Source organism: Hydrocarboniphaga sp. (genome assembly GCF_965279055.1).
In the GTDB taxonomy this organism is placed as follows: domain Bacteria; phylum Pseudomonadota; class Gammaproteobacteria; order Nevskiales; family Nevskiaceae; genus Hydrocarboniphaga.
The window spans coordinates 4,702,261-4,715,363 of sequence record NZ_OZ257125.1; the positions used below are offsets into that span (position 1 = coordinate 4,702,261).

A 13,103-nucleotide genomic window follows, 5' to 3' on the forward strand; every position below is an offset into this window, starting at 1 on the left:
CAAAAAACACAATATGTAGACAAAAAATCACTTCACCTTTAAGGTGAACTGACCGCTAAGCAGCTTATGGCCTGGTAGCGGTGCTGGCACAGCAGGTCGCAAATCCTCTTGAACGACGCAACGGGATCGACATGAAAGAAACAGTGCTGGACGTGCTGATGTATCTCTTCGAGAACTATCAGCATGGGGAATTCTCCGATACGGACAATCAGGACACGCTGCGCGACGAGCTCACCGCCGCCGGCTTTCCGGTCGAGGAAGTGGAACACGCCTTCTCCTGGCTCGACGGCCTGTCCGAGAACCGCCAGAAGCCGGTACAGGACGGCGGCAGCGCGATGCGCTCGCTGCGTATGTACGCCCGCGAAGAGCTGGCCAAGCTGTCGGTCGAGTGCCGCGGCTTCCTGCACAACCTTGAGCAGCTCGGCATCCTCGATTCCGGCAGCCGCGAGCTGGTGATCGACCGGCTGATGGCCTTCCAGGACGAAATCGACCTGGAACGGGTCAAGTGGGTATGCCTGCTGGTGCTGATCAACCAGCCGGATTCCGAAGAGGCCTTCGAGCACATGGAAGACCTGGTCTATTACCAGGGCGACTACCTGCACTAAAGCCAGCGCAGCGGCGCCAAAAAACCGGGCCCAGTGACCCGGTTTTTTGCTTTTTGACGACAAAATCGCTTTATCTTCAATGATCTGAACAGCGCATCAACGTCTGCGGGCGGCTGTAGACAGTCGATGAAAGGCGCGGCTGCCCGGCACCGGCGCCCTTGACATCCGAGGCGATGACCGGTCGTCCGCGCTGATGTAACCACTGGTTCCCGGCTGGAAATTGTCCTACAGGCCGGTCGGCCTACGTTTGGGTCGTGTTGTCGCCCCCCCCAATCGCCACCGGATGCCCCCCATGAACCACCCAATCAAATCTCTCTGCGCCGCTGGCGCCCTGTCCAGCCTGATGCTGCTGACCGCCTGCGGCGGCGGGGGCTCCGACTCGACCAATCCCAGCCCGACGTCGACCAGCATCGTCGGCAGCAAGTCGCTGGCCGGCCCGCTCGACCCGGTGCAGAGCCAGCTCACCAGCACCGTGATCGACCCGCTGTCGAGCTCGGTCAGCGGCACCGTGCTGGAATCGGTGCTGGCCTGCGGCAACACCATCGTCAACGACGACATCCTCGACATGGTCGACACCGTTCTGGTGTCGCTGCAGAGCTCGGCCGCCAATCCCGGCAATGCCGACCCGGCCGCGCTGACCGGCTCGCTGCGCTCGACCGTGATCGACCTGACCCAGATGCTCGAAAGCCTGGCCGGCACCACGGTCGACTGCGCCCAGGACTGGCTGGCAATCGAGCGCCTGAACAACCTGATCGCCAATCTGGAAAAGACGCCGCTGAAGCCGCTGGCCGTCGCGCTGCAGCCGGTGCTGAGCCGCATCATCGACACCATCGGCGCCAACGCCGATGCGCCGCCGGTGCAGCTGGCGACGATCGCGCAGCTGGTCGCCCAGCTCAACACCGCCTTCCAGAGCGGCATGTCCAAGCTCCCGGCCGGGGTCTACGCGACGCCGATCGTCGGCGGCACCCTGACCACGGTATCGACCAGCCTCGGCGACATCAGCGCGCTGCTCGGCGCGGCGACCACCTATAGCGCCGCCGCCACCGGCAGCGCGGTGCAGAACCTGCTCGACCACACCTTGACCAACCTGCTGACCGTAGTCGTGCCGCTGCAGAGCCTGGAAGGCCAGTCCGGCCAGATGGGCGTGGTCAGCAGCCAGATCACCGGCGCCGCGCATCAGCTGTCGGCCCTGGTCGGCGGCACGGTCGGCCATGTGCTGACGCCGGTGTTCAACAGCCAGCTGCTGACGGCACTGAACCCGGTGCTGGCGCCGGTGGAGAACCTGCTGCTGCCGACGATCCTCGGGCCGATCAGCGATGCGCTGGCCAATGGCACCGCCCAGGGCAGCACCGGCGGCGCACTCGCCGGCAGCGTGCTGGCGCCGGTGGTCAATATCGTCAGCGGCGTGCTCGGCAAGCTGACCGGCAGTGCCGACACCGGCACTGACGCGGCGAGCTGCGTGTTCGCCAAGATTCCGCTGCTCGCGGTGCTGTGCGGTAAGGGCGGATAGGAGACCGCCGCCGCTTTAAGAAAGGGCCGGCCCATCACCGGCCCTTTTTTATGCCCGGGATCGTTTCGCCGCGCGCGCGGCAGCGTGGAAAATCGATCCGAATCGCGCGTAGGTCACGCGACGGTCTGCGCCGATGGCGATGAAAGGTAGGCGGAAAAACGACGAGCGGATCGGGTTTCTGTAGGGCTTACCGTTGGTCCTCAGCGAGCCGACCGCTGGTTCGGATGTGGGAATTTTCTTACAGAGATTGCTGAGATGTTGCGCCCCGTCATCACCACGCATCGGGGCTCACCAGCAATGTTCGACCTTCCCTACAAGCGCGCCATCGGCGCCGCCGCAATTCTCAGCACCACCCTGCTCGTCGCCTGCGGCGGCGGTGGCGGCGGCAGCAGCAGCGATTCCCCCTCTTCCACCGATCCGACGCCGACCGACACCACGATCGTCGGCAACAAGGTGGCCGGCCCTCTCGACAGCGTGCAGAGCCAGCTGACCACGTCCGTGTTCGATCCGCTGGGCAGCGCCGTCACCGGCACGCCGCTGGAAGGTGTGATCGCCTGCAGCGACGCCATCGTCAACGGCAGCACGCTGGACATCGCCGACACCGTGCTGGCGGCGCTGCAGTCCGCTGCCGCCAACCCGGGCAACGCCGATCCGGCGGCGCTCGCCGCGTCGATGCGCCTGATGGTGGTCAACCTCACCGGCCTGCTCCAGGGCCTCGCCGGCCAGGCCACGACCTGCGCCACCACGACCCTGTCGCTGGACCAGCTGCAGGCCGCGCTGCATGCGCTCGACGGCACGCCGCTGGCGCCGCTGTCCACCCAGCTCGAACCAGTGCTGGCCCAGATCATCGCCACCATCGGTACCGGCGCCGGCACCGGCGGCACGCCGTCGCTGGCGACGCTGGCCACCCTGGTCACGCAGCTCAATGCCGCGATGCAGACCGCGATGGCGCAGATTCCGGAGTCGGCCTACTCGGCGCCGATCGTCGGTGGTGTGCTGACCACGGTGCAGACCGCGCTGACCGATCTGAGCTCGCTGCTCAGCGCCGCCGCGAGCATGAATGCCAGCAACGCCAGCACCGCGCTGCAGACCCTGGTCAGCAACACGGTGACCAACCTGCTGACCCAGGTGGTACCGCTGTCGACGCTCGAAGGCCAGGCCGGCAGCACCGCGCTCAGCACGCAGATCGCCGCCGCGGTCGCCCAGCTCGAAACCATCCTCGGCGGCAGCGTCGGCACCAACCCGGGTTCCTCGGTGTTCGGCTCGACCCTGCTCGCCGCGCTGGCGCCGGTCCTGACTCCGATCGAAACCCTGCTGCCGACGGTCACCAGCGCCCTGATGGACGCGCTGTCCGGCGGCACCTCGGCCGGTGGCACCGGCGGTGCGCTGGCCGGCACCGTGCTGGCTCCGGTGGTCAACATCGTCACCACGGTGCTCGACACGCTGACCGGCGGCGTCATCGACGGCGGCAGCGGCAGCGGCGGCACCACCGACCCGGCTCCCTGCGCCTTCGCCAACATCCCGCTGCTGTCCATGCTGTGCGGCCCGGGCTGAGCCTCAAAAGCGCAGTAACGCGGTAGCCCGAAGTACCCGGGGCCGGCTTTTTGCCGGCCCTTTTTGTTGTCCGGCGCGGGCCGCCGAGGCGTCTCCGCAGCCGCATCCGGCGAAATCTTCGCTAGACACCGGCGCCGGCTTGCCCTTATAAGCACGATCCCCGCGGCCCCTAAAACCGCGTTCAGCTTCAACCCCAGCAGCGGTGCAATGAGCAAGAACCTGGTCATCGTCGAGTCGCCGGCCAAGGCGAAGACGATCAAAAAGTATCTGGGCAAGGACTTCGAGGTCCTGGCGTCGTACGGCCACGTGCGCGATCTGGTGCCGAAGGACGGCGCCGTCGACACCTCCGGCAGCTTCGACATGAAGTACCAGATCATCGACCGCAACGAGAAACACGTTCGCGCGATCATCAGTGCATTAAAGGAAGCCGACGCGCTGTTTCTGGCGACCGACCCTGATCGCGAAGGCGAGGCGATCAGCTGGCATCTGGTCGAGCTGCTGAAGGAAAAAGGCGCGCTGAAGAACAAGCCGGTCAAGCGCGTGGTGTTCCACGAAATCACCGAGCGCGCGGTCAACGAGGCCATCGCCAACCCCCGCGACATCGCCTACGACCTGGTCAACGCCCAGCAGGCGCGGCGCGCGCTGGATTACCTGGTCGGCTTCAACCTGTCGCCGCTGCTGTGGCGCAAGATCCAGCCCGGCCTGTCGGCCGGCCGCGTGCAGAGCCCGGCGCTGCGCCTGATCTGCGAGCGCGAGCTCGAGATCCGCGCCTTCGTGCCGCAGGAATACTGGACCCTGGAAGCGCGCGCGCAGAAAGAAGCGCAGAGCTTCGGCGCCAAGCTGACCGAACTCGACGGCCAGAAGGTCGAGCAGTTCACGCTGACCGACGCCGGCGGCTCGGACGCGGCCAAGGTGCGCATCCTGGCGGCGGCGCAGGGCTCGCTGAAGGTCGTCGCCGTCGACAAGAAGCAGCGTCGCCGCAATCCCTCGCCGCCGTTCACTACCTCGACGCTGCAGCAGGAAGCCAACCGCAAGCTCGGCTTCACCTCCAGCCGCACGATGCGCGCCGCGCAGCAGCTGTATGAAGGTGTGGATCTGGGCGGCGACACCGTCGGCCTGATCAGCTACATGCGTACCGACTCGGTCAGCCTGGCGCAGGAAGCGATCGCCGAAATCCGCAAGACCATCGTCAAGGAGTTCGGCGACAAGACGCTGCCCGGCGAGCCGCGCTACTACAAGAGCAAGAGCAAGAACGCGCAGGAAGCGCACGAAGCGGTGCGCCCGACCTCGGCCGCGCGCACGCCCAAATCGGTGGCGCGTTTCCTGTCGCCGGACCAGGCCAAGCTCTACGAGCTGATCTGGAAGCGCACCATGGCCTGCCAGATGAATCCGGCGGTATTCGACACCGTCGCCGCCGACCTGAAAGCCGGCCTGCAGCATACGTTCCGCGCCAACGGCAGCGTGCTGCTGGAGCCGGGCTTCCTGGCCGCGTACAACATCAAGGTCACCGATCCGCTCGACAAGAGCGACGAGGACGACGAGGACGACAAGCGCCTGCCGGTGCTCGAAGTCGGCGAGACCGTGAACCTGCTCGACCTCGACGCCGAGCAGCATTTCACCCAGCCGCCGCCGCGCTACACCGAAGCCTCGCTGGTCAAGACGCTGGAAGAATTCGACATCGGCCGCCCGTCGACCTACGCCTCGATCATCAGCACGCTGCAGGCGCGCGAATACGTACGCCTGGACAGCAAGCAGTTCACGCCGACCGACGTCGGCATGATCGTCAACAAGTTTTTGACCGATCACTTCACCCAGTACGTCGACTACGAATTCACCGCCAAGCTCGAAGACGATCTCGACGCGGTATCGCGCGGCGAGCGCGAGTGGGTGCCGCTGATGGCCGACTTCTGGGGCTCGTTCAAGCCGCGCGTCGACGAAAAGATGGAGCTGACGCGCCAGGAAGTGAGCGAGACGCGGCAGATCGGCATCGACCCGGCGACCGGCAAGCCGGTGTCGGCGCGCCTCGGCCGCTATGGGCCGTTCGTGCAGATCGGCACCAAGGACGACGTCGACAAGCCGCGCTTCGCCAGCCTGCGCGCGAACCAGCGCATCGACACCGTCACGCTGGCCGACGCACTGGCGCTGTTCCAGCTGCCGCGGCGCCTGGGCACGCTCGAGAACGGCGACGAGGTCGAGGTCAACATCGGCCGCTTCGGACCGTATGCGCGCTACGGCAAGAGCTTCGTGTCGCTGAAGAAGGACGACGACCCCTACACCATCGGCCTGCCGCGCGCGATCGAGCTGATCGAGCAGAAGGCCGCGGCGCTGGAAGCGGCGACGATCAAGGTCTTCGAAGGCGCCGGCATCCGCATCATCAAGGGCCGCTTCGGGCCGTACATCACCGACGGCACGCGCCGCGCCAACATTCCGAAGACGCGCGATCCGGAAACCCTGTCGGCGCTGGACTGCGAGTTCTTTCTGAACGAGGCCGAGGAGAAGGACAAGGCCAACGGCGGCAAGAAAGGCGGCAAGGGCGGCAAGAAAGGCGCGGCCAGCAAAAAGACGGCCGCCACCAAGACGGCGACGACCAAGACCGCCGTGAAGAAAGCCGCGACCAAAAAGGCGGCTTCCAAGAAAGCCACCAAGAAGTCGGCGCCGAAGAAGAAAAAGCCTTAAATCGTGGCCGCAAAAGACTTCGCCAGAGAGACGACCACCAAGCCGCGCGGCCCGGTGCTCAGCAACATCCACCTGCGCAAGGCGGCGCGCAGCGTGCGCGCCGGCGGCCTGATCGCCTACCCGACCGAAGCGGTCTGGGGCCTGGGCTGCGATCCGGAGAATCAGGCTGCGGTGATGCGCCTGCTGGCGCTGAAACAGCGGCCGATCGAAAAGGGCCTGATCGTGATCGCCTCGGATTTCGCCGAGATCGAACACTGGCTGATGCCGCTGGCCGAGAAAGTCGAAGACCGCGCGTTCCGCACCTGGCCCGGCCCGCATACCTGGCTGTGGCCGGCGACGCCAGAGGCACCGCCGTGGATCACCGGCGGCAGCAGCAAGATCGCGGTGCGCATCACCCGCCATCCGGCCGCGGTGGAGTTGTGCGACGCACTCGGACCGCTGGTGTCGACCAGCGCCAATCGCGCCGGTGAAACGCCGGCACGCAACGTCACCGAAGTGCGGCTGCGCTTCGGCCGTGCCATCGACGTCGTCCCCGGCCCCATCGGCCGCGCGCCGCGGCCGACGATCATTCGCGATCTGCTGAGTGGACGCACCGTCCGCGCCTGAGGTCCTCTCCCCTGTCGGGGGCCGCATCCGAGCTGATACAAACCCGGTCTCCTCACTCGCTGAAGAAGACCATGCGCACCCTGAAACCTTTCGTGGCGGCCTGCTGCATGGCCGCGCTTTACTGCGGGCCGGCTGCGGCCGCCTCTTCCAGCCTGTGGGCCGATGCCTCGGCTTCGGCGAGCAAGCTGACCACGCCGCGGCTGATCCAGCCGAACAAGGCGCGCATCTTCGATCTCGACAGCGACTCCTTGCGCGCGCAGTTGGCGGCGCTGCCGGTGGAAGGCACCGCGCTGTCGTCGCGGCCGGTGATCAACCTGCCGATGCCCGATGGCAGCAGCATGAGCTTCCGCATCGCCGCGACTTCGGTGATGGCGCCGGCGCTGGCCGCGCGTTATCCGCAGATCCGCACGTTCTCCGGCGTCAGCGAAACCGACCCGAACATCAGCGGCCGTTTCGACCTCGGCCCACGCGGCTTCCATGGCCAGATCTTCACACCGCAGGGCACGGTGTTCATCGATCCGCTGCGCCGCGGTGAAACCCGCATCCACCAGAGCTACTACACGCGCGACATGCCCAGGCGCAGCGGCGCGGGCGACGTCGTCGACAGTTCGCTGAGCTCGATCACGCGTCGTCGCGACCTCGGCGCCGCGGCCATCGGCACCAACGCCGCCAGCATCGCCACCGACCTGCGCACCTACCGCCTGGCGCTGGCCACCACCGGCGAATACGCCGAGTTCCAGGACCCGGACAGCAGCACGCCGGACAAGGGCATCGTGCTGGCCGAGCTGGTCAACGTCACCAACCGCGTCACCGGCGTCTACGAGCGTGAAGTCGGCGTGCGCCTGCAGCTGATCGCCAACGAGGACGCGATCATCTACACCGATCCGACGCTGGACCCGTATGTGAACAACTCGGGCAGCCTGATGGTGAACACGAACACGCGCATCTTGAATCTCGCGATCGGCTCCGGCGCCTACGACATCGGCCACGTCGTCAGCACCGGCGGCGGCGGTGTCGCCGGCCTCGGCGTGGTCTGCGGCGGATCCAAGGGCGCCGGCGTGACCGGCCTGCCGGCACCGACCGGCGACGCCTTCTACATCGACTACGTCGCCCACGAAATGGGCCACCAGTTCGGCGCCAACCACACCTTCAACAGCCAGACCGGCTCCTGCGGCGGCGGCAACCGCAATGCCTCGACGGCCTACGAGCCGGGCAGCGGCGTCACCATCATGGCCTACGCTGGCATCTGCGGCGCCGACGACATCGCGCCGCACAGCATCGACACCTTCCACGCGGCGAGCTTCGACGAAATCGTCGACTACACGCGCAGCGACACCGGCAACAGCTGCGCGGTGACCACGGCCAGCGGCAACAATCCGCCGACCGCCGACGCCGGCCTCGGCGGCTACACCATTCCCAAGCAGACGCCGTTCGAGCTGACCGCGGTCAAGAGCAGCGATCCGGACAAGAAGAACAAGCTGACCTACCAGTGGGAGCAGATGGACCTGGGCGCGGCCGGCTCGCCGGATGCACCGGACGCGACCGCGCCGCTGTTCCGCTCGTTCCTGCCGGTGAAGACCGCCACGCGCGTGTTCCCGCAGGTCTCCGATCTGCTCGCCAACACCCACACCATCGGCGAGATCCTGCCGGCGGTGAGCCGCACGCTGGACTTCCGCCTGACCGTGCGCGACAACCAGGTCGCGCCGTCTTCGGGCGGCGTCAGCAGCTCGCTGCTGAGCTTCAACGTCACCGACACCGCCGGCCCGTTCAAGCTGCTGGTGCCGAATGGCGGCGCCAGCTACGCGGCCGGCAGCAAGCTGAAAATCAGCTGGGACGTGGCCAATACCGATCTGGCACCGGTGTCCTGCTCCACCGTCGACGTGTTTCTGTCCACCGACGGCCTGAGCACGTTCACCAAGCTGAAGGCGAAAGTGGCCAACACCGGCAAGGCCAACGTCAGCTTGCCGACCACCGCGAGCAGCACCGCGCGACTGAAGATCAAGTGCAGCAATAACGTCTTCTTCGACGTGTCCGACGCTGATTTCGCGATCACCGCGGCGCCGTAACGCTGACGCAGCACAACGGGGCGGCTAGGATGCGTGCACGCCACGCATCCGAAACCCGCTAGCGGAGCCGCCCCGTTGAGTTTCATCCCTTCCTCCACGCAAGACAGTCCCGACGCCGCAGCGGTCGAGACTTACCTGCGCGATCTGCAGACACGCATCTGCGACGCGCTCAGTGCCGCCGACGGCAAAAGCTTCGCCGCGGACCAATGGCGCAAGCCCGACGATGCGCCGCTGCGCGGCAATGGCATCACCCGCATTCTGGAAGGCGGCGCGCTGTTCGAGCGCGCCGGCGTCGGCTTCTCGCTGGTCGCTGGCGACCAGCTGCCGCCGTCCGCGAGCGCGCAGCGGCCCGAGCTGGCCGGCCGCTCGTTCCGTGCGATGGGCGTGTCGCTGGTGCTGCATCCGCGCAATCCCTACATCCCGACCGTGCACATGAACGTGCGCATGTTCCTGGCCGAAAAGCCCGGCGGCGAGCCGGTGTGGTGGTTCGGCGGCGGCTTCGACCTCACGCCCTACTACGTGTTCGAGGACGATGCGCGCAGCTGGCATGCGGCCGCGCGTGATGCCTGCGCGCCGTCCGGCGCAGCGGTTTATCCCAGGCTGAAAAAGCACTGCGACGATTATTTTTATCTGAAGCATCGCAACGAGACGCGTGGCATCGGCGGCCTGTTCTTCGACGACTGGAGCGAAGGCGGCTTCGACGCGAGCTTCGCACTGCAACGCCAGGTCGGCGATGCGTTTCTGCCGGCGTATCTGGCGATCGTCGGGCGTCGCCGCGACACGCCTTACGGCGAGCGCGAGCGCCACTGGCAGCTGATGCGCCGAGGCCGCTACGTCGAGTTCAACCTGGTGTTCGACCGCGGCACGCTGTTCGGCCTGCAAAGCGGCGGCCGCACCGAATCCATTTTGATGTCGATGCCGCCGCTGGCGAGCTGGCAATACGACCATCAACCGGAAGCCGGCAGCGCCGAAGCGCAGCTGGCGCGATACCTGAAACCGCGCGAGTGGCTGTAGGGCGCACACGGCACCAATTTGACGAGGAATCCCCTCTCCCTTCGGGAGAGGGGCCAGGGGTGAGGGACTCGACGTTCGCGCGAACTCCCAGTCCCTCATCCGGCGCTCCGCGCCACCTTCTCCCGGGGGGAGAAGGGATCACGGCCCCAGCGTCTGCAGCTTCATCCGTTATGCTGACGCCATGACGCTCACCGAGTTGCGCTACCTGGTCAATCTGGAAAAGGAACGGCATTTCGGCCGGGCGGCCGAGCGCTCCTTCGTGTCGCAGCCGACGCTGTCGGTCGCGGTGAAAAAGCTCGAGGACGAACTCGGCGTGCTGCTGTTCGAGCGTAACCGCGGCGAAGCGCGGCCGACGCCGGTCGGCGAGCGCGTGATCGCGCAGGCGCGGCGCGTGCTGGCCGAGGCCAAGCTGATCGACGATCTCGCCCGCGAAGGCCGCGACGAGCTCGCCGGCCCGCTGCGCTTCGGCGCGATCTACACGGTCGGGCCCTACCTGCTGCCGCACCTGATTCCGGTGATCCGCGAAACCGCGCCGATGATGCCGCTGGTGATCGAGGAAAACTTCACCGCCAAGCTGCTCGAACAGCTGCGCGACAACGAGCTCGACGTCGCCGTGGTGGCGCTGCCGGTGGACATGCAGGGCTTCGCCGCATGGCCGCTGTACGACGAGGATTTCGTCGTGCTGATGCCCCGGGATCATCGCTGGAAGAACGAGGCCGAAATTCCGGCGCGCAAGCTCGCCGAGGAGCACCTGCTGCTGCTCGGCCCCGGCCACTGCTTTCGCGATCAGGTGGTGCAGGCCTGCCCGAAATGTGTCGAGCCCGACGGCGATGGCCCGCGCGCACAGACCGGCAGCTCGCTGGAAACGATCCGCCACATGGTCGCCGGCGGCCTCGGCATCACCGTGCTGCCGCGCTCGTCGGTGGAGAATCGCAGCGACGAGGCCGGGCTGATCGTGTTCAAGCCGTTCGCGCCGAAAGCGCCGGCGCGGCGCATCGCGCTGGTCTGGCGCAAGACCTATCCGCGCCTGGCCGCGATCAACGCGCTGCGCGAGGCGATCCTTCAGTCCCCGCTGCGCGGCGTCACGATGCTGCCCGCCGAATCCCGGCTGGAAGCCTAGAAGTAATGCCGACGCCGACGCGATGAGCCTGATCAGGATCAGCGGTAAACGCCCGGAGAATCTGGGCGTGCGCAACGGCCGGCTGACGCCGTGCCCGGAAGACAAGGCCACCTGCGTCTGCAGCCAGCAGCAGGCCGAGGTGCGCGGCGAACTCGGGCCGCAGCACATCCATCCGTTCAAGTACGCCGGCAGCCCCGGCGACGCGATGACGCGGCTGCTCGCGGTGCTGCTGGAGGAGCCGCGCTGCACGCTGGTCACGCAGACGCGGGACTACGTCTACGCCGAATTCCAGACCGACCTGCTCGGCATGATCCACGACGTCGAGTTCCTGGTGGCGCCGGCCGAGTCGGTGATCCACGTGCGCTCGGCGGCGCGGCTCGGCCCGTCGGATTTCGGCATGAACCGCGCGCGGCTGGAGACGCTGCGCGAGCGCTTCGACGACGCCGAGTAAAAGTCCCCGGCTTTCACGGTAGCCCGGGTGAAACCCGGGATCGCGCAGCCTCAGCTGTAAGCCACACCTAGCGACTGCAGGCTCTGCAGGTTCAGGTAGCGGTCTTCCGGCAGCCCCTTGCTGCGCTGGTAGGCATTGAGCGCATCGAGCGTGCGGGTGCCGGCGCGGCCATCACTGGGGCCAGGGTCGAAGCCGGCGCTGCGCAGCGCGTCCTGCACGCGGCGCACGGTTGAATCCTTCATGTTGGTTTCGCACAGCACCGGGCGCCATTCCAGCGTCGCCGGCGCGGCCAGCTCGCGCGTGGTGTAGCTGGCCATCTGGTCCGGTACGCGCACGGTCTGGTACGCGGCCGGCGCGACCAGCTTCTGCACCTGCACCGTCGAACGCTGCTCGGCGACCGCGACGCGGCGCACCTGCGCCGGCTGGTCGATCACGCGCCGCGTCACCGTTCGGTATTCACCCGGCACCTGCACTTCGCGCATCAATGGCTGGGTCTTCAGCACCTTGCGCGTCACCGTGCGGTACACCGCCGGCTCCTCGACCAGGCACATCACCTCGCCGGTGGCATTGTCGAGCTTCTGGATCGGGCCGCGGCCGCGCTTCCAGGTCTGTGTCGCCGGCTTCTCCAGCACTTTTTCGGTGATGGTTTCATAGACCGGCTCGCTGGCCAGATACCGCGTGCTCGGCGGCGTGACTTCGACCTGCTCGGTCACGGTCCTGAACGTTGCCGGAATCACTTCCAGGCGCTCGTAACCTTCCTGGGTCACGTAATCCTGCAGCGCCGTCTGGTAACGCGCCGGTATCACCTGCACGCCGTCGTAGCCGGGACGCGCGACGTAGTCGCGCTGCAGCGTGCGGTACTGCTCCGGCGTGCGCACCAGCGCGTAGCACTCGCCGGGGCGCGCGGTCTGCGGCATCGGCGGGATCGTCGCGCCGGCGCCGATGTTGCTGGCGCCGGCGTAGTAATCGGTGCTGGCGTAACCGGCCGGCGCGCTCTGCACGACCGCGGTCTGCACCACCGGAATCAGCGCCGGCTGCACGCCATTGGTGACTGCGCCGGTGGTCGTCATCGACGTCAGGCCGTTGCCGCTGCGCTGCCACTGGGCGAGGCGCTCGGCGGTGGTGCGCTGTTCTTCCTCGGCGCGCGACGGCACGCTGTAGGCCGGCGTCGCCAGCGCCGACGGCGGCGGGATGCGCTCGGATTCGAACGCCGGGCGCGGCGGCGCGGCGGTGCTGCTGTCGTAGATCTGGTAGCGGCTGATCGCGCTGGACGGCGTCGGCGGCGGAATGTCGGCGTAGAAGTCCGGGCTGCGCGCGCCGGTGCCGCTGGTGCTCGCGCAAGCCGACAACAAGGCGGCAAGCCCCGTCGCCCAACAGGCCTTGTGTCCGAAGCTGACCATGGTTCCCTTCACGCTTTATTAGTCGAATAAGCCGCTATCCGGACGATGGTATCAGCGGCCCGGAGACGCGTGCGAACACCGGGATACTTTGTCCAGCGCGG

10 protein-coding genes are annotated in these 13,103 nt (G+C 67.1%); 9 read left to right on the forward strand and 1 reads right to left on the reverse strand.

The genetic code is table 11. From position 1 onward, the window contains the following. The first annotated feature begins 131 nt into the window (after window positions 1–131). The 9 genes from ACQZF9_RS21080 to ACQZF9_RS21120 all read left to right on the forward strand — a co-directional run bounded on the left by ACQZF9_RS21080 (window position 132) and on the right by ACQZF9_RS21120 (window position 11,602). Window positions 132–605, forward strand: a complete 474-nt coding sequence (locus tag ACQZF9_RS21080) for a DUF494 family protein (RefSeq protein ID WP_428310927.1) — start codon at window positions 132–134, stop codon at window positions 603–605. Between the two features lie 292 nt (window positions 606–897). Next, the gene (locus tag ACQZF9_RS21085) at window positions 898–2,115 is read left to right on the forward strand and encodes a hypothetical protein (protein WP_428310928.1); all 1,218 of its coding nucleotides are present in this window, start codon (window positions 898–900) and stop codon (window positions 2,113–2,115) included. Window positions 2,116–2,412: 297 nt separating this feature from the next. Next, the gene (locus ACQZF9_RS21090) at window positions 2,413–3,669 is read left to right on the forward strand and encodes a hypothetical protein (protein WP_428310929.1); all 1,257 of its coding nucleotides are present in this window, start codon (window positions 2,413–2,415) and stop codon (window positions 3,667–3,669) included. Between the two features lie 207 nt (window positions 3,670–3,876). After that, window positions 3,877–6,345, forward strand: a complete 2,469-nt coding sequence (locus tag ACQZF9_RS21095) for a DNA topoisomerase I (RefSeq protein WP_428310930.1) — start codon at window positions 3,877–3,879, stop codon at window positions 6,343–6,345. A 3-nt stretch (window positions 6,346–6,348) separates the two neighbouring features. After that, on the forward strand, window positions 6,349–6,951 hold the full coding sequence (locus ACQZF9_RS21100) for an L-threonylcarbamoyladenylate synthase (RefSeq protein WP_428310931.1): 603 nt from the start codon (window positions 6,349–6,351) through the stop codon (window positions 6,949–6,951). Window positions 6,952–7,022: 71 nt separating this feature from the next. Further along, window positions 7,023–9,017 (forward strand): reprolysin-like metallopeptidase, encoded by a 1,995-nt coding sequence (locus ACQZF9_RS21105; protein WP_428310932.1) that lies wholly within the window; start codon window positions 7,023–7,025, stop codon window positions 9,015–9,017. An 84-nt stretch (window positions 9,018–9,101) separates the two neighbouring features. Further along, window positions 9,102–10,031 (forward strand): oxygen-dependent coproporphyrinogen oxidase, encoded by a 930-nt coding sequence (gene hemF / locus ACQZF9_RS21110; RefSeq protein WP_428313473.1) that lies wholly within the window; start codon window positions 9,102–9,104, stop codon window positions 10,029–10,031. A 181-nt stretch (window positions 10,032–10,212) separates the two neighbouring features. Further along, window positions 10,213–11,151, forward strand: coding sequence for a LysR substrate-binding domain-containing protein (locus ACQZF9_RS21115; RefSeq protein ID WP_428310933.1), 939 nt, complete (start codon window positions 10,213–10,215; stop codon window positions 11,149–11,151). Window positions 11,152–11,173: 22 nt separating this feature from the next. Continuing rightward, window positions 11,174–11,602, forward strand: a complete 429-nt coding sequence (locus tag ACQZF9_RS21120) for a DUF1499 domain-containing protein (RefSeq protein ID WP_428310934.1) — start codon at window positions 11,174–11,176, stop codon at window positions 11,600–11,602. Window positions 11,603–11,652: 50 nt separating this feature from the next. Here ACQZF9_RS21120 and ACQZF9_RS21125 read toward each other — a convergent pair whose 3' ends face one another. Next, the gene (locus ACQZF9_RS21125; protein WP_428310935.1) at window positions 11,653–13,014 is read right to left on the reverse strand and encodes a peptidoglycan-binding domain-containing protein; all 1,362 of its coding nucleotides are present in this window, start codon (window positions 13,012–13,014) and stop codon (window positions 11,653–11,655) included. Between the last annotated feature and the right edge of the window lie 89 nt (window positions 13,015–13,103).

What these genes read in the sequence shown, in the direction of transcription:
- ACQZF9_RS21080 (WP_428310927.1), top strand. Translation starts at nt 132, where the DNA reads ATGAAAGAAACAGTGCTGGACGTGCTGATGTATCTCTTCGAGAACTAT.
- ACQZF9_RS21085 (WP_428310928.1), top strand. Translation starts at nt 898, where the DNA reads ATGAACCACCCAATCAAATCTCTCTGCGCCGCTGGCGCCCTGTCCAGC.
- ACQZF9_RS21090 (WP_428310929.1), top strand. Translation starts at nt 2,413, where the DNA reads ATGTTCGACCTTCCCTACAAGCGCGCCATCGGCGCCGCCGCAATTCTC.
- ACQZF9_RS21095 (WP_428310930.1), top strand. Translation starts at nt 3,877, where the DNA reads ATGAGCAAGAACCTGGTCATCGTCGAGTCGCCGGCCAAGGCGAAGACG.
- ACQZF9_RS21105 (WP_428310932.1), top strand. Translation starts at nt 7,023, where the DNA reads ATGCGCACCCTGAAACCTTTCGTGGCGGCCTGCTGCATGGCCGCGCTT.
- ACQZF9_RS21115 (WP_428310933.1), top strand. Translation starts at nt 10,213, where the DNA reads ATGACGCTCACCGAGTTGCGCTACCTGGTCAATCTGGAAAAGGAACGG.
- ACQZF9_RS21120 (WP_428310934.1), top strand. Translation starts at nt 11,174, where the DNA reads ATGAGCCTGATCAGGATCAGCGGTAAACGCCCGGAGAATCTGGGCGTG.